This is a genomic window from Niallia sp. FSL W8-0635 (assembly GCF_038007965.1).
Lineage (GTDB): Bacteria > Bacillota > Bacilli > Bacillales > Cytobacillaceae > Niallia.
Genome location: NZ_JBBOYD010000001.1, coordinates 1,371,378 through 1,395,842, shown reverse-complemented (window position 1 = coordinate 1,395,842; position 24,465 = coordinate 1,371,378). Strand labels below are relative to the sequence as shown.

The following is a 24,465-nucleotide window of genomic DNA, read 5'->3' as shown; positions in this document are numbered from 1 at the left end:
TATGACAAGACTTTTCCATTAAGTTGTCATAATAAACATGGTGTTTTTCATTAGAAAACAATAATTTAAAGCTCCTTATTCCCCTTTACTTTACCGCATTGTATGGGGATATAACTTCTAACGCATTTTCCACTAGATAATAATGAATGATGGAGAGCATTGCTTTTCCTGCATTTAACATTGCCCTTTCGTCAAAGTCAAATTTAGGATGGTGATGGGGATATACAGCTCCTAAAGCCTCATTTCCTGCTCCAGTAAAGAAAAGCATACCTGGCTTTTCCTCCAGATAATTGGCAAAATCCTCACTTACTAACAGTGCTGGCACTTCTTCCACATTCAATTCTGTCAGAGAATCTTTCACTGATTTGGCAAATATCTCTGTTTCATTTGGATGATTATAAACCCCAGCTACTCCATGGTAATAATCAAATTCATAATCAGCCTTTGAACTCAAGCAGATACCTTTAATTGCATCATTCATCGCTTCCTCTACTAATTGCTGCACTTCTTTTTCATAGGTTCGCACCGTTCCTTTTAATATTGCAGAGTCAGCTATTACATTGCTAGCATCCCCTGCATGAATGGAGCCGATAGTCACAACAGCTGTTTTTTGGGGATTCACTCTTCGACTTACTATGTATTGAAGCTGATTAATCAGCTGACCAGCTACAGCAATAGAATCAATGGTATCATGTGGAGAAGATCCATGACCACCTTTCCCTTTAATTTTAATCTGGAATCCATCTCCTGCTGCTGTTGTATATCCTTTCGTATAGGATATAGTACCAGTCGGAATTAAACTCCATAAGTGATTGGCAAATATGGCATCTACTCCTTCGAGACAATTATCTGCAATCATTTTTCTTGCTCCTCCACCACCTTCCTCCGCATGTTGAAAGAGAAGAACAACATTCCCTGCTAATTGCTCTCTGTTTTCCTGCAATACCTTACCAACTGCTAATAGAGTTGCAGTATGCCCATCATGTCCACATGCGTGCATGACTCCGGCTACTTTAGATTTATATGGTACTTCTTTTTCATCCTGAATAGGCAATGCATCAAAGTCAGCTCTTAACGCTATTGTTTTTCCTGGTTGCGCTCCCTTTATATAGCCGATTACTCCCATTCCCCCCACATTTATTTTCTTCTCAATCCCATATTCTGATAAAATAGATGCAATCAGCTTTGACGTTTTATATTCTTGATTTGATAATTCAGGATATTGATGCATAAACCTGCGCCATTCCACCATTTTGTTATACATTTCCTCTAACTCTAGATTCCAATTACTTAACATATTTCCTTCCTCCTTTGTTCTACCAAAATTAATACAAAGAATAATATTCTATATTTTCTGAATATTTAATCTATAGATAGTATATCGTGAAATGATCAAGAATACAATTTTATTTTACGAAATCCGAAGTATTTAATTGCAAGGTACCTGGCAACTATTTATGTGATTAATATATCCTAGAAAAAATACCCAACAAATTATTTCCAAATAATAAATATGAAATTTTAACTATTCATTTCTTTTATATCTGATACAATAGTACTAAAAATAAATTATATTGAAAGGAGAAATTCACTATAGCAAATTCATAAATTAAAAGAATTTTTATAAGAAAAGGCTCCAGAGAATCTATAAATCTAGTCCATAATCTTTTTTAGTAATGAAGCAATATTATCATTTATTTATCCTTTTTACAGACCCTTCTGTTATAAATATCGTACAGCTTCTCTCCACTATTAATGCACTTGATTCTCAACGATTCCATTAATCTTTTAATTGAATAGTAGCAAGCAAAATAATAAGTATTATCGTTAAATTAGAAAGGAATAAACAACTTATGAAAGATAGAAATAGAACAAATCAAAAAAAATCGATACGTGTTAAATTAATCGGAATAATTGGCCTAGCATTATTGGTTTCTATAATTGGATCATCCGCCTTATCCTATGCTTATTCTAAAAGTACGCTTAAGAATGTTTACCAAGAGGAAAATGCTGCATCATCCGTTAGTTCCGCTAATAGTATTCAAATATATTTAAGCAAGCATGAAAAATCATTAGAAGAACTATCCTTGCATATTGCAACTGTGTATGATGGTCATGCAGAAAACAAAAGAATTCATGAATTTTTAGAGAATACAAAGTCTCAGGATACATCACTAGTTGCTACCTATTTTATAGACGCTAAATCAGGAAGAATGGATATTGCTCCTTGGGTTGATTTTGGAAATGCGTTAGAAACTAGAGCATTTAAAGAAACCAAAGCAGCAGATAAAACACATTGGATGGAAGTTTATAAAGATAATGTAACAGGTGATATGATGACTTCTGTTATCACCCCCGTTAAAAAGGATGGTCAATTTATTGGTGTATTAGGATACGATATTTCACTAGATGCTATCGGTGATTTAAGAAATCAATTACAAAAAGGAAAAGAAAATAAATTACTAGTTTTAGATAATCAAGGAGTGGTTGTATCTTCCTTCTTAAAAGCAGATGGAATGAACCTTTCTACCGAGCATAGTGGTAAAAACGAAGAAGTAGAAAATTATATAAAGGACGAGAAGTCATTTAAAAAAGAATTTAAATGGGTAGATTCTTTATACGAAAAGGAGACAGTTAATACTACTGCAAACTTTGAAGGAACTTCTTATCATGTAAGCTCCTCAACCATTACAGAAACAGGCTGGAAAGTTATTTCTGTGACTGCAAACAGTGTTATTTCTAATAAGTTAAAAGGAATTACACTCATTGGGATAGGTACTAGTTTAGGTGGTCTAATCATCGGTGGTATTATTGCCTACCTTATTTCAAGAATGATACTTAATTATTTACGTAATTTTAATGAAGTAACGGAAAAAGCTTCTCAAGGAGACTTAACCGTATCTTTAAACGTTAATAGTAATGATGAAATCGGTGAATTTGCTACAAATTTCAATACGATGTTAGAAAATATCCGAAATATGACAAAGAAAATTCAAACTGATTTTTCTAGAGTAGATGAAACATCGCAAAGCTTAAATGAAATTGCTTCGCAAAATAGTTCGTCAATCGCTGAAGTTACAAGCTCTATTGAAGAAATCGCTACTGCAAATAATCAACAATCTTTAGAAGTAGAAAAAGGCTCCATGGCGATTCAAGACTTAAACAAAACAATTAATCACTTAGTTGAACAATCCAAGAGTATGGAAATTTCCCTACAGAAAGCAAATCAAGGGGTAGGCTCTGGAAGAAAAGATGTAACCAACCTGGAAGGTTCGTATCGTAACTTAGAAAGCTCTTTATCAAAAGTAGAAATGATTATGAATGATTTGAGTGATAAATCGAAGAATATTTCACAAGTTACCGAGGTCATTAAGCAAATATCAGAACAAACCAATTTGCTATCTTTAAACGCAAGCATAGAGGCTGCTCGTGCTGGTGAGCATGGTCGTGGTTTTGCAGTGGTAGCCAATGAAGTAAGAAATTTAGCAGAACAATCCAAAGCATCTGCTGAAAACATTCAAAACATCATTTATTCGGTTATTCAAGATACTGCTCAAGCAGTTACGATGATGAAGGAAACAAATAAGATTAGTGAACAGCAAAAAGATGCAGTAGAAAATGTTACTGTTTCCATTAATGAAATCACTAATTCATTAGAGAAAATTGTAGAAGATATTCAGTTATCTAATCATGCTATTCAAGAAATAGATAGCCAAAAAGATGTAGTAAGCAGCATGATTGATGAAATCTCCGCTTCCTCTGAAGAGACAACCGCTTCAACTGAAGTCATTTTATCTTCCATGGAAGAGCAATCTGCTTCTACCGATGAAGTGAAACAAAATGTGGATTCTTTAACAGAATTGATCAAAACAACGGAATCCGAGATAGCAAAATTCAAAACGGAATAATTAAGTTACTATCCTTAGGCTGTCGAGTTAATATCGACAGCCTTTTCTTTTCTGACCACTAGTTTAGGTAGGTTAACATTTTATCGGTTTTAATTATTCCTAGCTTATATAATCCCCTGCTCAATCATTGCATCTGCTACTTTAATAAAACCAGCAATATTCGCACCTGCAACCAAATTCCCTTTCGTTGCATAATCCTCTGCTGCTTTAATACTTTTGCTATAAATATTTTTCATGATGTCTTGTAATTTCTTATCAACCTCATCTTGTGTCCAAGCTATTCGTGCACTATTTTGCGCTATTTCTAAAGCAGAGACTGCTACTCCACCTGCATTTGCCGCTTTAGCAGGTGCGAATAAAACATGATGCTGGATAAAGCTATCAATGGCTTCTAAAGTAGAAGGCATATTCGCCCCTTCCCCTACTGCTTTTATCCCATTAGAGATTAACTTTTCTGCCGCTTCTTTGTTGAGCTCGTTTTGTGTGGCACATGGCAATGCAATATCGCATGGAATTTCCCAAATGCCAGTAAATCCTTCCTGGTAGATAGCATCTGGATGTTTTTTCACATATTCATAGATTCTCTTGTTTTCTACTTCTTTTAATTGTTTCACAGTATCTAAATCAATTCCATTTGGGTCATATACATAACCACTTGAATCACTACAAGCTATCACTTTTGCACCTAACTGCATCGCCTTCTCCATGGCATAAATAGACACATTTCCTGAGCCAGACACAACCACTGTACTATCGTTAAAGCTTAAGCCCTGACTTTTAAGCATTTCTTCCACAAAGTACACTAATCCGTATCCTGTCGCTTCTTTACGCCCTAAGCTTCCGCCATATCCGATGCCTTTTCCGGTTAACACGCCTGCTTCATGAGCACCTTTTAATCTTTTATATTGCCCAAACATATAACCGATTTCTCTTGCACCTACTCCAATATCTCCGGCAGGCACATCGATATCTGGTCCAATATATTTGCTAAGTTCTGTCATAAAGCTCTGACAAAATCGCATAATTTCTAGATCTGATTTTCCCTTGGGATCGAAATCGGAACCTCCTTTTCCTCCTCCTATAGGCTGGCCAGTTAATGAGTTCTTAAAGATTTGCTCAAAACCAAGAAATTTAATAATACTGGCATTAACAGAAGAATGAAATCTTAATCCCCCTTTATAAGGCCCAATGGCATTATTAAATTGGACACGATAGCCTCGGCTTACTTTTATATTGCCATTATCATCTACCCAAGGTACTTTGAAGCTAATTAATCGATCTGGTTCAAGCATTCTTTCTAATACAGCATGTTTAATATATGTTGGATTTTTTTCAAGTACAGGAACTAAAGAATCGAGGACCTCTTTAACTGCCTGCTGGAACTCCTTTTCGTGAGGATTGCGTTCTTGAACTTTACCAAATAAACGGTTCATGTACTCCTTCACGGTTTGTGTTTGAACTTCTTCTGATTTCTCCAGCACTTTCATCCTTTTCAGCCCCTATATTGTTTTAATGTTAGAATATTCTCTTTTCTAAAAGTTGTTTTTATTTTATACTTTAATAATTAATAGTTACAATATTAATTTCGGATTGGATTCATGCGTTAGACACATGAATGGAAAAGAGTGTGGAAATGGAAATAAGACAAATCCAATATTTTTTAGAGGCTGCAAAAAGAGAACATATTACAGAAGCTGCGGATTCTTTGCATGTAGCACAATCTTCTGTGAGTCGTCAGATTTTAAATTTAGAAACTGAATTAGGAGTGGAACTTTTTATACGTGAAGGAAGAAGCGTGAAATTAACGCCTCTAGGAAAAGTTTTTTACGAGCGAATGAAGCAAGTCTGGAGTTTAATGGAAGATGCAAAGAGAGAAGTAGAGGAATCACTTAATCCTCAAAAAGGAACCGTGAGAATTGCATTCCCTATTAGCATGGCTGCTCATACACTCCCATCTATCATTTATTCCTTTCGCAACCGCTATCCAGAAGCTAAATTTCATATGAGCAATGCTTTGTATCACGATCTTATCGATGGAGTAATTACTGGGGAGTTTAATTTGGCAATGATTGCACCAATGCCGAATCGAGAAAAAGAAACTAAAATTAAAGGTGCTACATTATTTACAGAAAATATTGTTGCGCTGCTTCCTCTTCACCATCCATTAAGTAGTCGTAAGAAAATCCAGTTAAGAGACCTAAAAGAGGATTCTTTCTGTGTTTTACCTGAAGGATTTGTCTTTCGTGATCAAGTAGTTACAGCTTGTCATGATGCAGGTTTTTCTCCACAGATTGCATTTGAGGGAAAAGATATTGATGCCCTAAAAGGATTAGTATCTGCAGGATTAGGCGTTGCCTTAATGCCTGAAATGACGTTGGTAGATAACACACCACGTTCCACTTGCGTCATTCCCCTTTCAGATAACAATCTCACTCGAACCGTGGGTGTCATTTATCCCACCCATCGAAAACTCCTTCCAACAGAATTATTATTTTACCAATTTTTGTTGGAAACATATGAAAGGTTAAATGAGTTTAAGAAGTAAACGGCAAAAAGAAAGTGTCTGGCTCTGTAAAAGACATTTTGTCTTGGTTAGGTGCCTGACACTCTTCATGAATTCTTTTCGTCAATTATTGGCTAATTGCTCCTCCATCTCCCTAATACACGAATAACAATAACCCAACTCCCGCTCATACTTATACCATTTTTCACATTTCAAACATCTTTTATGTAAAACTTCATTTATCAGTAAGTCGTAACCATAGTATGTCATTACTTTTTCAATCTTCTTTGCATCTACCCCTTTCTTTTCATCACACCCTGCTAAATTATGCAGCTGCAGGAAATTGGTGATGGTCCAAAAGTTTTTTTCGGCAGAATAGTTTTCAGAACGAAAAAAAGAAATGCACTTCTACAAACTACAGTAGAGTGCATTTCCTTTTTAATGTTGCTTATTCGGCAATTTTTCTTCTGGATGTCCTTTGCCATGCTTTTTGTTTTTTTCTTGCTTCTTTTGATCCTCTTTTAATTTTTGAACAAACTGATTCGTATCTTCCATTTGTAATCCCTCCTATAAATGTTCATGTTATTTTATCCCATTATCGCGCTTTACATTCCTCTCTAATCCTTTCGTTTCTATGGGGCATACATAGCAAAACAAAATAAAAAAAGTGCCTATCCTGAAGGATTAGCACCATTTTTTTAGTCTATTTCAATTGCTCTTGCTACTCGTTTACCACAATGTTTACAGGTTCCTTGTAAAGCAATGCCAAATTTTGTTTCTTCAATTATATATTTTTCTATTTGAACGACATCGATGCAAGAACTACACCATACATTTCTTACTAATTCACTACGTGTTTCTTTTGGAAGGGACAACCATTTTTTATTTGCATTAAAAGATAATAATTCTGCCTCGTTTTTCTTATCCACCCATCTTCCCCCCATTTTCACTAATTTCATTTGCACTTACAAGTATAATCTAATTAATTAGGAACTGAAACTAATTCATCTAGTCAGCCATCCATTATCGATTTATTCGATTATACTTATCTATATAATCTTCTTTATTAATAATCTGTTTCATATTAAGATAAAAAGAAAAAAATAGAAAGGGTGAAATATCATGAAAACTATCGCAGTCATTGATGGAGGTACTCGTCCTAATGGAAATACTGCCATATTAACTAACCAGGTAATAGAAGGTCTCTCTGTAGAAAAAATTCTTCTTAGAGATCATACCATCTATCCCATTATCGATATGCGACATGCATTGGAAGGATTTCAAAATAGAAATGATGACTATAACACAATTATTGATCAAGTACTTGCCCATGACATATTAATCTTCTCCACCCCAATTTATTGGTATAGTATGTCCGGTTTAATGAAGAATTTCGTTGATCGCTGGTCTCAATCTTTAAGGGATGCAAATTATCCAAATTTCAAAGCAAAAATGGCTGAAAAGAAAGCATATGTCATTGCAGTTGGCGGAGATACTCCATATGTGAAAGGCTTGCCTATGATTCAGCAGTTTCAGCATATTTTTGATTTTATGGGAGTTGAATTTGGAGGATATATTTTAGGGGGTGGTAATAAGCCAGGTGACATTCTACAAGATAAAAATGCCCTTTTTGCCGCCGCTCAACTGAAGAACGATTTAAAATAATAATACTAAGAGCACCATCAAAAGACTGTAGTCTAATAATGGTGCTCTCTTTATCAACTAATTCCTTCATATACTCTTAAAAGCTTGCTACTGTTTCATTTAGTTCCTCTGTTGATACTGCCATTTTGGATACAGCTTGATTGATTTCCTCCAATAATTGGATAAGCATTTGGAGATCTTTTTCTGTACTTTTGCTCATTTGGTTATTATCTCTACTGCTTCCTAAAATACTATCAAAAACGTCTGTTGTCATCTTAATCTCTTGATTACCTGTATCAACTACTTTATTAATCGTGTTAATTTGATTAATTACATTTGATATATGCGAAATGGTTTCTTGCACAAGCTCCGTAATACTAGAAGAGGAATCTTTCGTTTGTTCCGCCAATTTTCTTACTTCATCCGCCACAACGGCAAAGCCTTTCCCATGCTCTCCTGCTCTTGCTGCTTCAATCGCCGCATTAAGTGCAAGTAGATTCGTTTGATCAGCAATCCCTGTAATGACATTAACGATTCCACCGATTTTCTTCGAGTTATCTTCCAACTCATCAATGGCTTTCATAATTCGTTGAATATCTTCTTTTAACTCTTGCATGTTTTTTATTACTTTATCTAACTGAAGCTTTCCATTTTCTGATCGTTCTTCCATTTCAACTGAAGTGCCTAAGCTTTTCTTTGCATTTGTCGCAATATGTCCAGACTGTTCTACAATTTGTTCAACAGATGCACCTGTTTCTTCTGTCATAGCAGCTAAGTTCTCAACAAATCCACCGACGAAATTCTTTATTTCTAATTTTGCTTCTTGTTCCTTTTTCGCAACAATCGTATTCTGTGCACTTTGCATCGAGTCAATTACTAACTGGTTTTCAAGGTTGAAGATTTTTGAAACGGCCATAAATAATGTAGTATATTCATTTTCATTTAACTTCAATTCTTCTTTTACCTTTAAAACGATCTCCGTCATTAATAAATGATATACAGAAAGGAACCATCGAATTTCCACACCAATTTTCACATAAAGCTGTGCTAGCATGGTCCTTCTTTGTATGTATTCCTGATCGATTTTCCCATTAAAAAACGAAAGGAAATATTTCAAACTTTCTTCAGGTGATATACCAATATGTGATGTATCGATAATTTTCGAAACACCTTCATGTGAAAAATGAAATGATTCTTCTCTTATTGATGGAAGATGTTTGGCAACGATTGGTTGGATACTCTTTAATAAAGCTAAATCCTCGTTTCCTAAGCGAATGACCTTTAGTTGCATCTCAACATCAGATCCTTTATCAACATCAATTAAAACATTTTCTATTTCTTGGTTAATTAGGTTTTGAATCTTGCTTTCTTTCTCTTTGACACCCTTTTTAAAAAGCATGGTTCTTCCTCCTGTATAGTCCTTTTTCCTTATATCGGTTATGGTTAAATTTTTTCCATCAATTTTTTTAATATTTTGAAATAAACTGTAGCTAAGTTGACAAGGCTTTATATTTTGCGTAGATTTAAATGAAGTTAATTATTTACAACTTTCTTAAGATAGTTGTTAAGAAAAGGAGAATACCATGGAATTTAAACATATTACGGTTGCAGGAAGTGGCGTTTTAGGAAGTCAAATTGCTTTTCAAAGTGCTTTTAAAGGATATCAAGTTTCTATTTATGATATTAATAACGAAGTATTAGAGAAAGCCAAAAATCGTATACAGCAACTTGAAACCTTTTATCAAAGAGATTTAGGCGCTTCAAAGGAAGAGCTATTAGAAGCATATAATCGCCTAACTTTCTATTCTAATTTAGCAGAGGCTACAGAGAAAGCGGATCTTGTCATTGAAGCTATTCCCGAAGTAGTGCAAATAAAGCTAGACTTTTATCAGGAATTAGCAAAAGTAGCGCCTGCGCATACTATTTTTGCAACGAACTCCTCTACCCTTCTACCAAGTCAATTTGCAGAAGCAACTGGCCGACCAGAACAATTTCTAGCTCTACACTTCGCAAATGAAATATGGAAAAATAACACAGCAGAAATTATGAAGCATCAGACTACTGCAGACCATGTGTTTGAATCGATCATTTCCTTTGCGAAAACGATTGGAATGGTGGCATTACCAATCCAAAAAGAACAGCCTGGCTATGTGCTGAATTCTTTATTAGTTCCTCTTTTAGAAGCAGCTGAAATATTACTTGTAAATGATGTAGCAGAGGTAGAAACTATTGATAAGGCTTGGATGATTGGAACCGGTGCTCCTCTTGGTCCATTTGCAATGTTAGATGTAATTGGTATCACTACTGCCTACAATATTGTAAAAGGTAAAGCAGAAGCAACTGGCAAACCAGAATATATTAAGCTAGCTGATTTATTAAAAACACAATATATCGATCAAGGTAAATTAGGACGTAGTACAGGTGAAGGCTTCTATCAATATCCAAACCCTCGTTTCATACAGCCTGATTTCTTAAAAAACTGAACCAAATAAAAGGGACATATTTATAAAAATAGCACCCTCAAAAACCTTTTTTGAGGGTGCTTAACTTTATCCCTTCACCTTCGCTACCCCTAAGGCATAATGGCTAAATAATATATTCTCAACCATTTCCCCCTGTGACTCTTCACAATCAACAATGACAATTACTTCTGAATGAATTCCCTTTAGCAATCGCTTCCTCTTTTTTATGACGATTTCTGTAAAAAGACGAATTCCAAATCCAATTAGAAAACCGACCGCTGCTCCTATTAACCCCCAATAAATTGGCCCTAATTTAAGCTCAAAGCCTATACTTGCACCAATAACCGCAAAAGCAGTAGATAATGCTGCTCCAATATCAATAAGGGAGGTTCCATCCGAACGATGAATAGTATCAAATACTTTACGCTCTCCTATTTGATTATCTAATGGAAGGACAAATATATTCTCCTTCTTAATCCCTTTTTTCTCTAGCGTGCTAATAGCCATTTCAATAAAAATTGCATGTTCGAATGTTGAAAATAATTGCATCATGATTTCACCTTTTGCCCTTTTAATGCTTTAAATGTCGGGGATTGGTAATTTTCTTTAAAATAAAAGCGCTGTTCTTTATCATAAAGTTTATTGTTTTCCACCGTATTTATATAAGAATCATATACAGCAAATCCATAAATCGACGGAAAAAACAAAAGCCACTCAGGGTCTATTATCGAAGTAGCTTGTTTTATCTCCCCTAAAAATAAAAGAGAAATAGCTTCAAGGCCATGAGATAAATAAAAGAATACTACAGTCCAAATAATAACAAAAAACGCAGTTGTAATTCGATGTATGTATAGTTGTCCCAGTCCAGGTACAAACAAGGACCAAACTATAGCCATAATCGGGTTTCTTTTATCCAAATAATTGATTTCCATTGCACCGATACTAAAAGAATTAAATCGATGCTCTTCCCGTTCTGCCAATACAAATACTTTATTCAAATCTACTGTTGTTCGATAGCTATCCCAAATAGCGAAAATATACACTGGAATATAAATGAGCAACCATCTTGTATCGAGGACTTCTTTAGCCTTGTCAATCTCTCCTTGAAAGGAATAAATCATGGCTAAATTCAAGTGACAGTTTACATTTACTACTACTTCCCAAATAAATAAAACAAACCCACGTAAGTATTTTGATAAAAGGAGATGGCCAAATCCAGGAAAAGCAGCACTCCACCACCCAATAATATAAGGATTTCGCAGATGAATTTGTGTCGTTCCTAGGATACTAACATGAGCTCTATACCTTCTTGCTGTATTGTTATTGGTAAAATTATCCATAATCGTTTCACCTTTTTGCCTTCAATTAAATACACTGGAGGAATAACTTGGTGTTATTTTTAACAAAATTATGAAATTCAATCCACTCTTATCGCGTTTTAGTACAATGGGACTAAATCAAACTAGTTAAAAACACCATTGGAATTATATGCTAAAATATATCCTAGTAACAGAAAGCATTTCATAAGGGGAGAACAAAATGTCTCAAGCATTAATATTTGATATGGATGGCACGCTTTTTCAAACAGATAAAATTTTAGAAATATCCCTTGACGATACTTTTAATCACTTACGCTCCCTGGACCACTGGGAAGGGGTAACTCCGATTGATACATATCGTGAAATAATGGGGGTACCATTACCAATCGTCTGGGAAACCTTATTGCCTAATCATTCCATCGAGTTAAGAGAACAAACAGATTCTTATTTTCTGAAACGACTAGTTACAAATATAAAGAATGGGAAAGGTGCTTTATATCCAAATGTAAAAGAAGTTTTCTCCTGTCTGAAAAAAAATAACATTTCCATTTACATAGCTAGCAATGGTTTAACAGCATATTTAAAAGCTATTGTAGAATACTACGAATTGAATATATGGCTAACAGAAACATATAGTATCGAACAAATTGAATCACTAAATAAATCCGACCTTGTTCGTAGTATCATAGACAAGCATGGAATAACTAGTGGAGCTGTTGTCGGTGACCGCCTTTCTGATATTAAGGCTGCGAAAGAGAATGGTCTAGTTTCTATCGGTTGTAATTTTGATTTTGCTAGAAAAGACGAACTCAGCCAAGCAGCTGTCGTTATTGATGATTTATTGGAGATAGAATCGATTATTCCGACACTAACTACCTTTCCAGTTAACGAACTTCTACTAAATAACATAGGAGGAAAATAAGATGATTAATAATCCTACTGCAGAATCCTATAAACCTATTGAAAAACAACGAATTGAACACGCCCTAGTTAATAAGGATTTTATTGGGGCCATTACACTTTATAAGTACTCCTCCCTCTCTAAAGAAGAATTTATCGCAACAGTTGAACCAATTTTAACTAAAAATAAACCAAATACAATGAATCATTTACAGGATTTCGTCGATAAAGAGGTCGCTGCTTCTAAGAAAACAAATGCAGATATCCTAAAAGAGGATGAAATTTGGAAAGAGGTATTACATCTTATCAGCACACAAATATCTATGCCATCCTTTGAAACTTGGCTAAAAAATACTACTTGCAGTATAGAAAATAATCTAGTAACCGTATATTGCGAAAATGAATTTCAAAGAGATTGGCTAGAAGAAAGATATACCTCTCTAATGCTCGACTGTTTAAATCAAGTTTTACCGGGTGCTTCAGAATTGACTGTGACCATTAAAGTTAGTCCCTGAGTAAACAAAAACAGCTGCCAAAATTGGCAGCTATTCTATTAAATGGCATTCTCGCTTCCATTCTTAATAATTTCAGCAATACTCATAAAGCTGTTCGTACGGATTCCCCATAAATCAACGTTCCCAATAAACTCGTAATTTTGTTGGCATAACAATGTTTCTAAGCTTTCTTTCCGTTCTTTATAAGGCAATTTATATTCATCAATCAAATGCGCTTCCTCTCCCACAATTTCATAATAACTAAATAAAATGGAATAATCCACCAAACTCTCTCCCCTTTTTTTCCATCGTTCTGTGTTTTCCCTTAAATTTTTATTTATTTCCTAAAAAATATAGACTTTCTAATATATGTTTCTTAGTATAACGATGTAAAGTAAACTGAATATAAACTTCCGTAAATTTATTTTGAGTTTACATTATGCTTTTAAAATAGGGATAAATTATACATATGGAGGCATTTGATGTTTAAAATATTAGTGGTGGAAGATGATACAAATACAAGGAAGCTGATGTGTGCTGTATTAAAACAACATGGCTATCAAACCCTTGATGCACAGGATGGAATCGAAGCTCTTCTTATTATGGAAAAAGAACATGTTGATTTAGTAGTTCTAGATCTAATGATGCCGAAAATGGATGGCTATGAATTAACGCGACAACTCAGACAAACATGGGACACGCTCCCTATATTAATGGTTACTGCCAAACAAGAACCTGCAGATAAAAAGAAAGGATTCCTCGTCGGTACAGATGATTACATGACCAAACCCGTGGATGAAGAAGAAATGGTGCTTCGTATTAAAGCCCTATTACGCAGAGCTAAGATTGCTAATGAACATAAACTAACAGCAGGCAAAACAGTCCTTGATTATGACTCACTTACTGTATCGCGGGATGATCTCGTTATTACATTGCCACCTAAAGAATTTTTCTTATTGTTCAAACTACTATCCTATCCGAATATGATTTTTACACGTATTCAACTCATGGAAGAAATTTGGGGTATGGAATCTGAAACAGATGACCGCACACTTAATGTTCATATAAACCGATTAAGAGACCGGTTACGAGATATTCCAGAATTTGAAATTGTGACTGTTCGGGGACTAGGCTATAAGGCAGTGAAAAAAGGATGAAAGATTTTTTTACGAAACGATTAAGTCTTGCTATTACGTTAGTAATGTTTGTATTTGGAGTGATTGTGGCAACAGTCTTGGTAGCTTCCATGATTACTTTTGCCTTACAGCATTTAGGAATTATCTCCAATAATAGTCAGCTTCCAGTATTTCCGCTGATTACTTTTTTAGGCTTTTGCATTCTACTTGGTACCTCTCTTACTGCTTTTCTAAGTAAGAAAGCCTTAAACCCGATTCGAACCTTAATCGATGCTACTCATAAAGTTGCTGATGGAGATTTTTCTGTGCAAGTTAATATAAAAGGGATAGGTGAATTAGAAGAATTATCTCAAAGCTTTAATAAAATGACACAAGAGCTTTCTGGAATTGAAACACTACGAAGTGACTTCGTAAATAACTTTTCACATGAGTTTAAAACACCTATTGTATCCTTACGAGGATTTGCAAAATTACTCAAAGAAAACAACTTAACAGAACAGGAGCGACAAGAATATCTTGATATTATCATTACGGAGAGTGAACGGTTAGCCGCTCTATCAACAAATGTACTTGCCCTGTCAAAGTATGAAAATCTTGAGATTATTACCGATAAAGCTCCCTTTCGACTAGATGAACAAATCCGTAAAACAATCGTATTGATGGAACCGAAATGGGCTGCAAAGGAAATAGTTATTAACGTGGAACTTGATGAGGTATCTTATAGTGGGAATGAAGATTTAACCCAACAAATTTGGCTTAATCTTTTGGATAATGCTATTAAGTTTTCATATGTAAGTGGAATGATTCAAATAACCCTTACGAAAAGGAATGAAGACATTTATTTTACGATTCAAGATAATGGTCCTGGAATGGATGACCATACAAAAGCACATCTATTCGATAAGTTCTATCAAGGGGATACCTCTCATTCCAAATCAGGAAATGGGCTAGGATTGGCACTTGTAAAACGAATCGTGGAGCTATGTGATGGGGAGATTCATGTAGAGAGCAAGAAAGATTGTGGTAGTACCTTTGTCGTTCGATTATAAAACAAGGAGTTAGACTCGTTAAAAGTGCCTAACTCCATTGGGCATATGTCTTTTCTTTATTTATTAAGGTTTCTGCGTAAATTTTTTGGTTTGAAATAGCAAATGACATCATCTTCTGTCATTTACAGGGCTGTTTTGACTACCAATTTTATAGATTTTAATAAGCTTTCTGATTCCCACATCTGTTATTAAAAGGGTCCGCCACTGATTAGCTGGGAGATCACCTTAAGCGTCAGAGCTGATCGCTGATAATAGACGGAAAAATTCCGCTTAATTAGTAATTAATATTAAAAAAGGCTGAAATAGACGGAGAGATTCCGCCTATTGGCTCAAAATCTTCAGAAATGGGGGCTTTTGCTGTGTACAAGCGGAAAAACTCCCCTTATATACTCCAAAAAAAGCGCCATTCTGCATGTAACCGGAAAAACTCCGCTAATTTTACTTTCTCGGTTCTTCGGTAAAGGAGAAGATATCCAATTAAAAAATTACGATTAACCATATCACCTCTGAGTGATGTTCTATATTCCCAATTAAAAAACTCGCCAATTACTATGGCGAGTCCCCTTTTTATATGCCAATACAATAGTCATTTCAGTGCCTATTTAAAAATATGCACCTCAAACGGAATGGTTTTCCTTTATGTGTCTGTTTTCTACTCTCTTCTTATCCCCAAATCTCTTTTGAAATATCAACAATGTATTTCAGTTTATTCCATTGTTCCTCTTCTGTTAATATATTTCCATGATGAGTGGAAGCAAATCCACATTGTGGGCTGATGCAAAGCTGCTCAAGGGAAACATATTTAGATGCTTCTTCTACACGTGCTTTGATCGCTTCTTTATCTTCTAATTCTCCTGTCTTCGAAGTAAATACACCTAAAACTACTTGTGCTCCACCATTTGGTACAAACTCAAGCGGTTTGAATCCACCAGAGCGTTCATCATCAAACTCTAAGAAGAAACCATCTACCTTTTCTTTTGCAAAAAAGCTAGGAGCAATTTTGTCATACGGACCTTCAAATGCCCAAGTAGATTGATAGTTTCCACGGCAAAGATGCGTTGTCACTACTAAATCTTCTGGCTTTCCTTCTAGTACACCATTAACTACAGCTAAAGCTAAATCAATTAATTCCTGTCTCTCTAACTCACTTTTCGCAAATGGTAGTTCTGGAGCACAAAGTCCTGCAATATATACATCATCAAATTGCAAATAACGACAGCCCGCCTCATAAAATGCTTGAACGGCATCACGATAAGCTTGGATAATATCATTTGCATAATCTTCAATATTTGGATAGATTTCTTCATTACGAATACCTGCATTAAAAAGTTGATTTGGACTTGGGATTGTCATTTTTGCAACGGCACGATCTCCAACAATCTCGTAGAATTCTTTAAAATCTTTTAGATGAGGATGATTTAGATTAAAAGAAACCTTTCCAGTTACGCGTACATCATATGCCTCAGTTTCAACCCCATTAAATTTATATCCATGGTCAGGTACATAACCTTCTACCCCATTTAAATGCTCCATGAAATCGGTATGCCAGAATCTACGACGAAATTCTCCATCTGTTACTGCTTGCAGGCCAATTTCAATTTGCTTGTCGACAATTCGTTTAATTTCTTCTGTTTCAACAGCGCGTAGCTCTTCTGAAGTAATAACTCCATCAGCAAACTTCTTTCTTGCATCATGAATGGATTGTGGACGAAGTAAACTTCCTACATGGTCTGCTCTAAATGGTGCCTTAATAATCGTTTTTGTCATTTGAATCCTACCTCCGTAAATTTCTTCTCTCTTTTTATTTTGATTTTTCTAAAATAAATAATTATTAATATGTATAGAAAAATCTCCTTTTTGGCTTCCACAAGACTAAATTTCACTAGTTGCTTAATTAGTTATAAATAAATGTAACATGAAAATAAGCATTCGGAAATACACAAAATTTTAATTCTTGTGATTATTTAAAACTTTTCTAGTAATTCTACACTATTTCTAAAGAGAATACTAGAAGAAACCCAAAATAGACGTAAGCTGCTATTTAGTAATAATAGTAGCTTACGTCTATTTTTTCTTCTTCTTACTTTTTAATATTCAAATCATGATGCAAAGATTCAGATGGAATAGGATTAATTGGAACTTGTCCTTTCGGAACCGGCTCTTTCACATAAACGAAGTCACCAGTACCATCTTGTGCACTTCCTGTTGCCCATAAACCTTCTGAAGAAGCATCTCCTTCTGATAGATTCCAAAATTCATAAGCCTCTGGCTGCGATTCTTTTTCTGCTTCTGCTGGGAAGCTGGCTGGTACGACAACACCATTTTTTGCTTCTAGTTCCTCTATTGCTGCCATCCATTGATACTGATGGTAACGATCACGGGCTAACATTTTTCTAAATGTCGCCTTAACTCCCTCATCTGTTGTCATATGGTACAATCTTGCAACCTGCAAGCGCCCTTGGCTTTCTGCGTGAAGATTGGAACGCATATCTGCTAATAGATTTCCACTTGCTACAATATAAGAACCATTCCACGGTACCCCATTGGAGTTAGTAGGCATACCACCCAAACCACTTACAAGCAGATGCTGTGGATTAATTCCACCCATAATGGCTGCAACTGCTGGATCTTTTGCAGCTTCCGCTTGATCCTCAGGTGACGCTCCATCAAGAAGCTGACTTATCAGAGAGCAAAGCATTTCCACATGCCCAATCTCCTCTGTCCCAATATCCATTAGCATATCTTTATATTTTTCTTCTCCTCTACAGTTAAAACCTTGGAAAAGATATTGCATCATAACTGTCATTTCCCCGAATTGACCTCCAAGTACCTCTTGGATTTGACGTGCTAACATTGGATCTGGCTTGTCCACTTTCACTTCAAATTGTAATTCTTTTTGATGACGAAACATTTTGATATCTCCTCCTTATGACTTTTTCTATTTGCTGTTCGGTTAAGATGTACCCCAGATATCATAAGAATAAACAGTAGAAAAGATTTCCAAATAAATAGTTCCAGGTGCTATTTATATAAAATTGCTCCTGGAACTATTTCTATTCTAATAATATACTAATGTACTAACTACCCCTTAACTTCGTTTATAAAAAGACTTTCGCTTCCATAAAATCATTCCACCTGCAATCATTAAAACAAGCCCCATAAATAGTAAGTTATATATTCCTGTGTTAGTATTAGGCAATCGATACTCCTTTTGACTGTTATTTGAATCTTCTTTATTCACCTCAGAGTTAGCTTTTTCAGATATTTCTGTTCCTGGTGTATCAGTTTCTGGTATTTCTGTTCCTGGTTCCTCTGTTCCTGGTATTACTATTCCTGGTTCCACTGTTGCCGGTATCTCAGATTCTTCATAGTCTCTTACTTTGTACAGCACAAAGTCATCAATAGATCCCCAAGCTCCAGCATTTGCTTTTATGCTAGCTCCAATAGTGACAGTGCCATTTACAATCAAAATTTCGTCTATTGAAGGATTATTCCAATTCGCCCACCCAGAGACTGCAGTATCTTGTCGATATGTTTGTTCAGTTGTTACAGCATATACATTCATTTTAGAATCTTGTGCGTCTCCACCTTGAATAAACATAGAAAGCTTATAATACCCTGGCTCTAATCCCGTTAATGTTTGGCTTATCTCAAAATCTACTTTTTCATCAGAATAGAAGTGTAAGGAATAATTTCCTGTCTTACTGTCGGAAATGTTATTTTGAAAGTTTGTGTGCGGGGTCACACCTTCCGGATATACTATTTCCCACATACTTCGATCATCTTCTTCAAAACTACCATTTTCTATAAAATTATTTGGAGTAATATGTAAATATGCTAAAACCTTTGTTCCATCCTCAAGTTCACCAGGAATAGTATACGAACCACTTCCGCTAGTAATTGCCTTATTTAGTACCATTTCATCCCAGATTACAGAAGCAAACCCTTCTGATCCATCGTTATAAATTACGCTTACTCTTTCTGGCAGCATTATTTTCTCGTCTACTGAAAATCGCAAATTAACATTATTTACCAAATCAATTCCCAATGCAGTAATTGCTCCCGTGTTAACATATTTAAAAACATTTAATGAAGGTAGTGGGTGGCCATTAAAGTCAAATAATGCTTGGTTGTCTACTGCACTTCCTCCATACCACTCACCAGCATCTTCTGGGTCATATTCCGCAGCATAAGAGGATGCCCATCCAGAACCAAAAGTTTCCCAAATTTGTTTATTATTCTTTATACTATCAGGTGAACCAACTGGTAACCATGCAGGTTCCCAATAAAACACACCAATTCCAGACGATCCTACATTAGAGACTGCTTCGATCACATCCCTTACGGCTGTAGCTTGTCCTTGTACAGTAATCGGATAATTCAGAGCTTGTCCTGATTCCTTTGGCGCAGTATTTCCATGACCATCACCATCTTCCTTTGTATATGTGTAAGAAGTTTCAGCGACCATCACTTTTTTGCCATATGTATCAGCAACATTCTTTAAAACAGACGATAAATTTTCTAATGAACCATGCCAAAAAGGGTAATAAGAACTAGCAAAAACATCATAATCAACCTTATTCTGCTGTAAAGTTTTAGCTAATTGTTCATATCTTCCACTTGTCTCTGGATTTGTAAAGTGAACAGCAATTAAGATAGATGAATCCAATTCTCTTATTGCTTTACTCCCTTCGTTAAATAGACTAGTGATATTCGTCCAGTTGGTTTCACCAGCTAATCCCCCGTTTGTTTCATTCCCCACCTGTACCATACCAATATCTATTCCTTCATCTAGCATTTTTTGCAAACTACCTTTTGTATACTGATAGAATGCTTGCTTTTTCTCTTCAAAGGAAAAGTCTGCCCATGCTTTTGGAGCTTTCTGCTTTGCAGGGTCTGCCCAGAAATCAGAATAATGAAAATCAACTAAAAGCTTCATACCATTCGCATTTGCCCTTTTCCCAATTTTAATAGCTGTCTCTAAATCATTATTTCCTCCTCCATACCCTTTGCCATCTTTATTAAAAGGATCATTCCAAACCCTGACCCTTACATAATTAACACCCGAGTCATGCAATGTTTTAAAAATATCTTGCTCTTTACCGAATTCATTATAGAAGGTTACCCCACTATTTTCTAATGAGATGATACTAGATATGTCCACCCCTTTAATAAAATCTTTCTCTAGCCCGTCCACCTTTTCCACATAAATAGCTGCCTCAACAGGAGCAGAATCATTCTTTGTATCGCTAACATTGATAAGTTGAAAATTATCTAAATATCCCCAGCTGGAATTTTCTCCACTAATTAAGGCTCCAATAGTAAAATTGGCTGTGTCTTCTGCTAAAGAAAACTCAAGTGATACATCCTGCCAATTATTATAGCCTGACATTTTCGTGACCTCCGTTTTTTCTTCACCAGCAACTAGTTGTAGCTCTCCCCCTTCTGTATCGTTTCCACCCATCACTCTTCCCATTAATTTGTATTCTCCTGCTTTAAGGTCAGGGATATCTTGTAATAATTGAAATGTTTGTTTTTCTTTTACAGTGTCTTTAATCCAATACTTAAATGCAAACTCACCCTCTTCCGTATCAATCCATTGATCATCCGAATAAGCGAAATGCTGCAAGTCTAGGTAATCCCATTGACTTGTTTCTATTCTCCATGAATCATCTTGCCAAAAATCAGTTTCAAATCCACCATTTTTCAAATAATTATTCTCTTCACTTGCTGTAGCTATTGATATATTAGAAATAAAAGTAGTAAAAACTAGAAGTAATGTGAGTAATAAAAGACCAACCTTTTGCCAAAATATCTTTTTCATACGTCCTCCTTGGATTTTTAGAATATCGATTTCGGATAACGCTTACATTTTTAAATAAAATCTACATCACCACCTCACAAATTTAGTAATTTAGTAAATATTTTTACTAATAATATTTATATTACGATTTAATTTTATAATATAAAAAATTTGTGTCAAGATTATATTTTCAATAATTATAATAATACATAAAGTAAATTAATTTACTAAATTTATAATCAAGTGATTCAAGTAAATTTTCCTTGCTAAATTGAATCCTTTCACATTTTATATAGCTTACAAACGTTTTAGCATCAAAAATAAGCATTCCCAAATAAATAAAACGCTTACATTTAAGAACAAAGAACCATTGCCAATCTTCTTTAAAGTTTTTACACTATTGTTATATTGGAAAATCCTATTTTCAAAAGGGGGAAAGTGAATGAGTAATTTGGCCAAAGATGTAGATAAGCAATCTAAGCCTTACGAATTCGAACAAATTGCCAACAGTTCTAAGTTTAAGCAATTAATGTCCCAAAAGAAACGGTTTCTAATTCCTCTAACAATCTTCTTCTTACTTTTTTATTTTATGTTACCAATTTTGACTTCTTACACGACTATCTTAAATAAACCAGCAATAGGATCGATTACTTGGACATGGGTGTATGCATTCGCTCAATTTATCATGACTTGGGCTTTATGCATGATTTATGTCCGAAGAGCGATGAAATTTGATGAACTTGCTGCTGAAATAGTGGCAGAAAATAAGCAGGAAGGGGCTGAAAATGAATGAGTCCAATTGCGCTATTGTTATTTGTCATAATTGTAGTTACGACGCTTATCATTACATATTGGGCGGCAAAAAGAACCAATACAACGAGTGAATTTTACACAGCAGGTGGCGGTTTAACAGGCTGGCAAAATGGGTTAGCCATTGCAGGTGATTATTTATCTGCTGCCTCCTTTCTTGGGATAGCAGGTGCCATTGCATTAACTGGGTTTGATGGTTTCTTCTATTCTATTGGATATTTAGTTGCCTATTTGGTGGTTCTTTATATTGTTGCAGAACCACTAAGAAATTTAGGGAAATATACGATTGCCGATATGATAAATGCCCGATTCGAACAGAAAAAAGTGCGAGGCGTTGCTGCCTTAAGTACGATTACGATTGTCATTTTTTATATGATTGCCCAATTAGTCGGTGCTGGTGCTCTTATTCAGTTATTATTAGGGATTGATTATTGGCTAGCCGTGTTAATTGTAGGGGTAATGATGACCATATATGTATTATTTGGGGGCATGACTGCTACAAGCTGGGTTCAAATTATTAAGGCTGTCCTTTTAATGCTCGGAACAGTCGTTATCTCCTTCCTCGTCCTTGCTAAATTCCATTTTAATATCCTTACTATGTTTGATGAAATCAAAACACTCACACCATTAGGCGAAAAATATATTAATCCTGGGGTAAAGTATACGAATTCTCTTGACACTATTTCCATGATGGCTGCCCTTGTTCTAGGAACAGCTGGTCTTCCGCATATCCTTATGCGCTTTTTTACTGTAAAAGATGCGAAAACAGCTAGAAGCTCTGTTGTAACGGCAACGTGGGTTATTGGCATTTTCTATATCCTAACCATCTTTTTAGGCTTTGGAGCAGCCGCTTTTGTAGGGGCTTCTGACATCATGGATGCAAACGCTGCTGGAAATATGGCTGCACCATTATTGGCACATGCACTTGGTGGGGATTTTCTGATGAGCTTTGTCTCTGCTGTAGCATTTGCGACGATTTTAGCTGTTGTTGCTGGCCTTGTCTTATCTGGTGCTTCTGCATTTGCTCATGATATTTACGGACAAATTATAAAAAAAGGGAAGATTACAGAGAAGCAACAAATGAAGGCTGCACGCTATGCTTCCGTTGCAGTAGCAATACTTTCCATTATCCTTGCCCTCTTTGCTCAAAAAATGAATGTTGCCTTTCTTGTATCCCTTGCATTCTGTGTAGCAGCTAGTGCCAACTTACCGGTTATCATTTTTACAATTTACTGGAAAAGATTTAACACAACAGGTGCAGTAACAGGTGTAATCACTGGTTTAATCACTGCCCTAGTGTTAGTTGCAATTAGTCCTAGTGTACTCAATCCAGAGCCTGGTGTCGCCATTTTAACTGGAACTGCTATATTCCCGTTAACAAACCCGGCCATTGTTTCTATTCCAGCTGGTTTCTTAGGAGCATTCATCGGGACACTCCTATCCAATAAAAGAGATGAAAAGAAATACGCAGAAGTGATTGTTAAGGCGAATACGGGAATGAAATAAATGTATTGGACTGACTTTCTATAACTTGTTTATACAAGAACGTCAGTCCATTGCTTTCCCGGGAAATAATATGACAAAAACCGCCATTAATCGATTTTATCCTAAAGCATTGCTTTATCACTACTCCTATTAGCAGTCTTCCCTTATCTGCCTTCCACTATATCCCCAAACTCTTCTAGCGTAGTTGAATACTTAATATATTTACGAGGCAATAAATAGTTTTCATCCTTTATTCCCTTTTCTAAAAATAGTTCTGGAGTTGTTGTTAATCCATATAAATAATACTTCTTCACCTCGGATATTACTTTAGCATCTGTATTACCATATGGATAAGAAATCACCATAACTTCTTTTCCGGTAATCTTCTCGATTTTTTCTTTTGAGTCTTTGAGTTCATGATTAAAATCTGTTGTTTTTGTTAAATCAGGATGTGTGGCCGTATGGGATTGGATAGAGAATAAACCAGAATCGGACAGGCGTTTTAAATCTGTATAAGATAGTCGATTCCTACCTCCAATAAAATCTGATATAGCAAATATCGTTGCTGTAGGGACAAACTGATTATTCTTAACCCTTTGAAAAATATCATATACATTTAAATTATTTTTATAGCCATCATCCAAAGTAATAAAAATCGGCTTTATCACTTTATGAATATCCTTCCATCTGTCAAAGGTTAACAAGGTAAAGCCATTATCTCGTAAATACTTCATTTGTTTCTCAAAATTGTCCGGAGTAACAAATAATTCTTTTGAACCTTGTCCGTGAAATTCATCAATGGAATGGTAGACTAAGATTGGAACCTTTTGTTCAGCAAATACAGAGTAAGATGGGAAAAATAGAAAAAGAAAGAAGAATATGATTGCTATTTTTTTCATACAGAATAAACTCCCTTTTTTTACTTATACTGAAATAAAGTTGTCTCAAAAAT

At 35.3% G+C, this 24,465-nt stretch carries 22 protein-coding genes; 10 read left to right on the top strand and 12 right to left on the bottom strand.

Translation table 11 applies throughout. The features are described 5' to 3' along the window. Positions 1-85 precede the first annotated feature (85 nt). Positions 86-1,297 (bottom strand): M20 metallopeptidase family protein, encoded by a 1,212-nt coding sequence (locus tag NYE52_RS06635; RefSeq protein ID WP_341192347.1) that lies wholly within the window; start codon positions 1,295-1,297, stop codon positions 86-88. A 556-nt stretch (positions 1,298-1,853) separates the two neighbouring features. Between NYE52_RS06635 and NYE52_RS06630 the strand changes: the two genes are divergently transcribed. After that, positions 1,854-3,908, top strand: a complete 2,055-nt coding sequence (locus NYE52_RS06630; protein WP_341192346.1) for a methyl-accepting chemotaxis protein — start codon at positions 1,854-1,856, stop codon at positions 3,906-3,908. A 104-nt stretch (positions 3,909-4,012) separates the two neighbouring features. Here the strand turns inward: NYE52_RS06630 and gdhA are convergent, their stop codons facing one another. Next, entirely contained in the window at positions 4,013-5,395 is a 1,383-nt protein-coding gene (gdhA, locus tag NYE52_RS06625; protein ID WP_341192345.1) for an NADP-specific glutamate dehydrogenase, read from the bottom strand. A gap of 146 nt (positions 5,396-5,541) precedes the next feature. Here gdhA and NYE52_RS06620 point away from each other — a divergent pair, with 146 nt between their 5' ends. Next, positions 5,542-6,453 carry a LysR family transcriptional regulator gene (locus tag NYE52_RS06620; protein ID WP_341192344.1) on the top strand — a complete coding sequence of 304 codons (912 nt, stop codon included), beginning with the start codon at positions 5,542-5,544 and terminating at the stop codon, positions 6,451-6,453. Positions 6,454-6,849: 396 nt separating this feature from the next. On the opposite strand, the gene NYE52_RS06615 is transcribed toward NYE52_RS06620, so the two are convergent. After that, positions 6,850-6,966 carry a DUF4023 family protein gene (locus tag NYE52_RS06615; RefSeq protein ID WP_341192343.1) on the bottom strand — a complete coding sequence of 39 codons (117 nt, stop codon included), beginning with the start codon at positions 6,964-6,966 and terminating at the stop codon, positions 6,850-6,852. A 143-nt stretch (positions 6,967-7,109) separates the two neighbouring features. Beyond that, positions 7,110-7,340: a hypothetical protein gene (locus tag NYE52_RS06610; RefSeq protein ID WP_341192342.1), complete on the bottom strand. Its 231-nt coding sequence runs from the start codon at positions 7,338-7,340 to the stop codon at positions 7,110-7,112. 193 nt (positions 7,341-7,533) lie between these two features. Between NYE52_RS06610 and NYE52_RS06605 the strand changes: the two genes are divergently transcribed. After that, the gene (locus tag NYE52_RS06605) at positions 7,534-8,076 is read left to right on the top strand and encodes a flavodoxin family protein (RefSeq protein WP_341192341.1); all 543 of its coding nucleotides are present in this window, start codon (positions 7,534-7,536) and stop codon (positions 8,074-8,076) included. Between the two features lie 76 nt (positions 8,077-8,152). Here the strand turns inward: NYE52_RS06605 and NYE52_RS06600 are convergent, their stop codons facing one another. Next, complete coding sequence (locus tag NYE52_RS06600) at positions 8,153-9,454, bottom strand: globin-coupled sensor protein (protein WP_341192340.1); 1,302 nt, start codon at positions 9,452-9,454, stop codon at positions 8,153-8,155. A 184-nt stretch (positions 9,455-9,638) separates the two neighbouring features. Between NYE52_RS06600 and NYE52_RS06595 the strand changes: the two genes are divergently transcribed. Further along, a complete protein-coding gene (locus tag NYE52_RS06595) occupies positions 9,639-10,538 on the top strand; it encodes a 3-hydroxyacyl-CoA dehydrogenase (RefSeq protein WP_341192339.1) in 900 nt (299 codons plus the stop codon). Positions 10,539-10,604: 66 nt separating this feature from the next. Here NYE52_RS06595 and NYE52_RS06590 read toward each other — a convergent pair whose 3' ends face one another. After that, a complete protein-coding gene (locus NYE52_RS06590; protein WP_341192338.1) occupies positions 10,605-11,066 on the bottom strand; it encodes a hypothetical protein in 462 nt (153 codons plus the stop codon). Continuing rightward, entirely contained in the window at positions 11,066-11,857 is a 792-nt protein-coding gene (locus tag NYE52_RS06585; protein WP_341192337.1) for a hypothetical protein, read from the bottom strand. Before NYE52_RS06585 ends, NYE52_RS06590 begins: the two co-directional genes overlap by 1 nt. Before the next feature lie 199 nt (positions 11,858-12,056). On the opposite strand from NYE52_RS06585, the gene NYE52_RS06580 reads away from it, so the two are divergent. After that, positions 12,057-12,758 (top strand): HAD hydrolase-like protein, encoded by a 702-nt coding sequence (locus tag NYE52_RS06580; protein WP_341192336.1) that lies wholly within the window; start codon positions 12,057-12,059, stop codon positions 12,756-12,758. A gap of 1 nt (position 12,759) precedes the next feature. Next, positions 12,760-13,251 carry a DnaA N-terminal domain-containing protein gene (locus NYE52_RS06575; protein ID WP_341192335.1) on the top strand — a complete coding sequence of 164 codons (492 nt, stop codon included), beginning with the start codon at positions 12,760-12,762 and terminating at the stop codon, positions 13,249-13,251. A gap of 38 nt (positions 13,252-13,289) precedes the next feature. On the opposite strand, the gene NYE52_RS06570 is transcribed toward NYE52_RS06575, so the two are convergent. Next, positions 13,290-13,514: a hypothetical protein gene (locus NYE52_RS06570; protein WP_341192334.1), complete on the bottom strand. Its 225-nt coding sequence runs from the start codon at positions 13,512-13,514 to the stop codon at positions 13,290-13,292. Positions 13,515-13,712: 198 nt separating this feature from the next. Between NYE52_RS06570 and NYE52_RS06565 the strand changes: the two genes are divergently transcribed. Both NYE52_RS06565 and NYE52_RS06560 read left to right on the top strand, forming a co-directional pair. Next, positions 13,713-14,387, top strand: a complete 675-nt coding sequence (locus NYE52_RS06565) for a response regulator transcription factor (protein ID WP_341192333.1) — start codon at positions 13,713-13,715, stop codon at positions 14,385-14,387. Next, entirely contained in the window at positions 14,384-15,415 is a 1,032-nt protein-coding gene (locus tag NYE52_RS06560; RefSeq protein WP_341192332.1) for a HAMP domain-containing sensor histidine kinase, read from the top strand. The genes NYE52_RS06565 and NYE52_RS06560 overlap by 4 nt, the downstream gene beginning before the upstream one ends. 663 nt (positions 15,416-16,078) lie before the next feature. Here the strand turns inward: NYE52_RS06560 and NYE52_RS06555 are convergent. The 3 genes from NYE52_RS06555 to NYE52_RS06545 all read right to left on the bottom strand — a co-directional run bounded on the left by NYE52_RS06555 (position 16,079) and on the right by NYE52_RS06545 (position 21,239). Then, the gene (locus NYE52_RS06555) at positions 16,079-17,182 is read right to left on the bottom strand and encodes a 5-methyltetrahydropteroyltriglutamate--homocysteine S-methyltransferase (RefSeq protein WP_341192331.1); all 1,104 of its coding nucleotides are present in this window, start codon (positions 17,180-17,182) and stop codon (positions 16,079-16,081) included. A 313-nt stretch (positions 17,183-17,495) separates the two neighbouring features. Continuing rightward, positions 17,496-18,326, bottom strand: coding sequence for a manganese catalase family protein (locus NYE52_RS06550; protein ID WP_341192330.1), 831 nt, complete (start codon positions 18,324-18,326; stop codon positions 17,496-17,498). A 177-nt stretch (positions 18,327-18,503) separates the two neighbouring features. Continuing rightward, positions 18,504-21,239 (bottom strand): glycosyl hydrolase 53 family protein, encoded by a 2,736-nt coding sequence (locus tag NYE52_RS06545; protein WP_341192329.1) that lies wholly within the window; start codon positions 21,237-21,239, stop codon positions 18,504-18,506. Between the two features lie 421 nt (positions 21,240-21,660). Between NYE52_RS06545 and NYE52_RS06540 the strand changes: the two genes are divergently transcribed. Beyond that, positions 21,661-22,011, top strand: coding sequence for a DUF485 domain-containing protein (locus tag NYE52_RS06540; protein ID WP_341192328.1), 351 nt, complete (start codon positions 21,661-21,663; stop codon positions 22,009-22,011). Beyond that, positions 22,008-23,534, top strand: coding sequence for a solute symporter family protein (locus NYE52_RS06535; RefSeq protein ID WP_341192327.1), 1,527 nt, complete (start codon positions 22,008-22,010; stop codon positions 23,532-23,534). Before NYE52_RS06540 ends, NYE52_RS06535 begins: the two co-directional genes overlap by 4 nt. A 143-nt stretch (positions 23,535-23,677) precedes the next feature. Here NYE52_RS06535 and NYE52_RS06530 read toward each other — a convergent pair whose 3' ends face one another. Next, complete coding sequence (locus tag NYE52_RS06530; RefSeq protein ID WP_341192326.1) at positions 23,678-24,412, bottom strand: polysaccharide deacetylase family protein; 735 nt, start codon at positions 24,410-24,412, stop codon at positions 23,678-23,680. Positions 24,413-24,465 lie beyond the last annotated feature (53 nt).

What these genes read in the sequence shown, in the direction of transcription:
- NYE52_RS06635 (WP_341192347.1), bottom strand. Translation starts at nt 1,297, where the DNA reads ATGTTAAGTAATTGGAATCTAGAGTTAGAGGAAATGTATAACAAAATG.
- NYE52_RS06630 (WP_341192346.1), top strand. Translation starts at nt 1,854, where the DNA reads ATGAAAGATAGAAATAGAACAAATCAAAAAAAATCGATACGTGTTAAA.
- gdhA (WP_341192345.1), bottom strand. Translation starts at nt 5,395, where the DNA reads ATGAAAGTGCTGGAGAAATCAGAAGAAGTTCAAACACAAACCGTGAAG.
- NYE52_RS06620 (WP_341192344.1), top strand. Translation starts at nt 5,542, where the DNA reads ATGGAAATAAGACAAATCCAATATTTTTTAGAGGCTGCAAAAAGAGAA.
- NYE52_RS06615 (WP_341192343.1), bottom strand. Translation starts at nt 6,966, where the DNA reads ATGGAAGATACGAATCAGTTTGTTCAAAAATTAAAAGAGGATCAAAAG.
- NYE52_RS06605 (WP_341192341.1), top strand. Translation starts at nt 7,534, where the DNA reads ATGAAAACTATCGCAGTCATTGATGGAGGTACTCGTCCTAATGGAAAT.
- NYE52_RS06600 (WP_341192340.1), bottom strand. Translation starts at nt 9,454, where the DNA reads ATGCTTTTTAAAAAGGGTGTCAAAGAGAAAGAAAGCAAGATTCAAAAC.
- NYE52_RS06595 (WP_341192339.1), top strand. Translation starts at nt 9,639, where the DNA reads ATGGAATTTAAACATATTACGGTTGCAGGAAGTGGCGTTTTAGGAAGT.
- NYE52_RS06590 (WP_341192338.1), bottom strand. Translation starts at nt 11,066, where the DNA reads ATGCAATTATTTTCAACATTCGAACATGCAATTTTTATTGAAATGGCT.
- NYE52_RS06585 (WP_341192337.1), bottom strand. Translation starts at nt 11,857, where the DNA reads ATGGATAATTTTACCAATAACAATACAGCAAGAAGGTATAGAGCTCAT.
- NYE52_RS06580 (WP_341192336.1), top strand. Translation starts at nt 12,057, where the DNA reads ATGTCTCAAGCATTAATATTTGATATGGATGGCACGCTTTTTCAAACA.
- NYE52_RS06575 (WP_341192335.1), top strand. Translation starts at nt 12,760, where the DNA reads ATGATTAATAATCCTACTGCAGAATCCTATAAACCTATTGAAAAACAA.
- NYE52_RS06565 (WP_341192333.1), top strand. Translation starts at nt 13,713, where the DNA reads ATGTTTAAAATATTAGTGGTGGAAGATGATACAAATACAAGGAAGCTG.
- NYE52_RS06560 (WP_341192332.1), top strand. Translation starts at nt 14,384, where the DNA reads ATGAAAGATTTTTTTACGAAACGATTAAGTCTTGCTATTACGTTAGTA.
- NYE52_RS06555 (WP_341192331.1), bottom strand. Translation starts at nt 17,182, where the DNA reads ATGACAAAAACGATTATTAAGGCACCATTTAGAGCAGACCATGTAGGA.
- NYE52_RS06550 (WP_341192330.1), bottom strand. Translation starts at nt 18,326, where the DNA reads ATGTTTCGTCATCAAAAAGAATTACAATTTGAAGTGAAAGTGGACAAG.
- NYE52_RS06545 (WP_341192329.1), bottom strand. Translation starts at nt 21,239, where the DNA reads ATGAAAAAGATATTTTGGCAAAAGGTTGGTCTTTTATTACTCACATTA.
- NYE52_RS06540 (WP_341192328.1), top strand. Translation starts at nt 21,661, where the DNA reads ATGAGTAATTTGGCCAAAGATGTAGATAAGCAATCTAAGCCTTACGAA.
- NYE52_RS06535 (WP_341192327.1), top strand. Translation starts at nt 22,008, where the DNA reads ATGAGTCCAATTGCGCTATTGTTATTTGTCATAATTGTAGTTACGACG.
- NYE52_RS06530 (WP_341192326.1), bottom strand. Translation starts at nt 24,412, where the DNA reads ATGAAAAAAATAGCAATCATATTCTTCTTTCTTTTTCTATTTTTCCCA.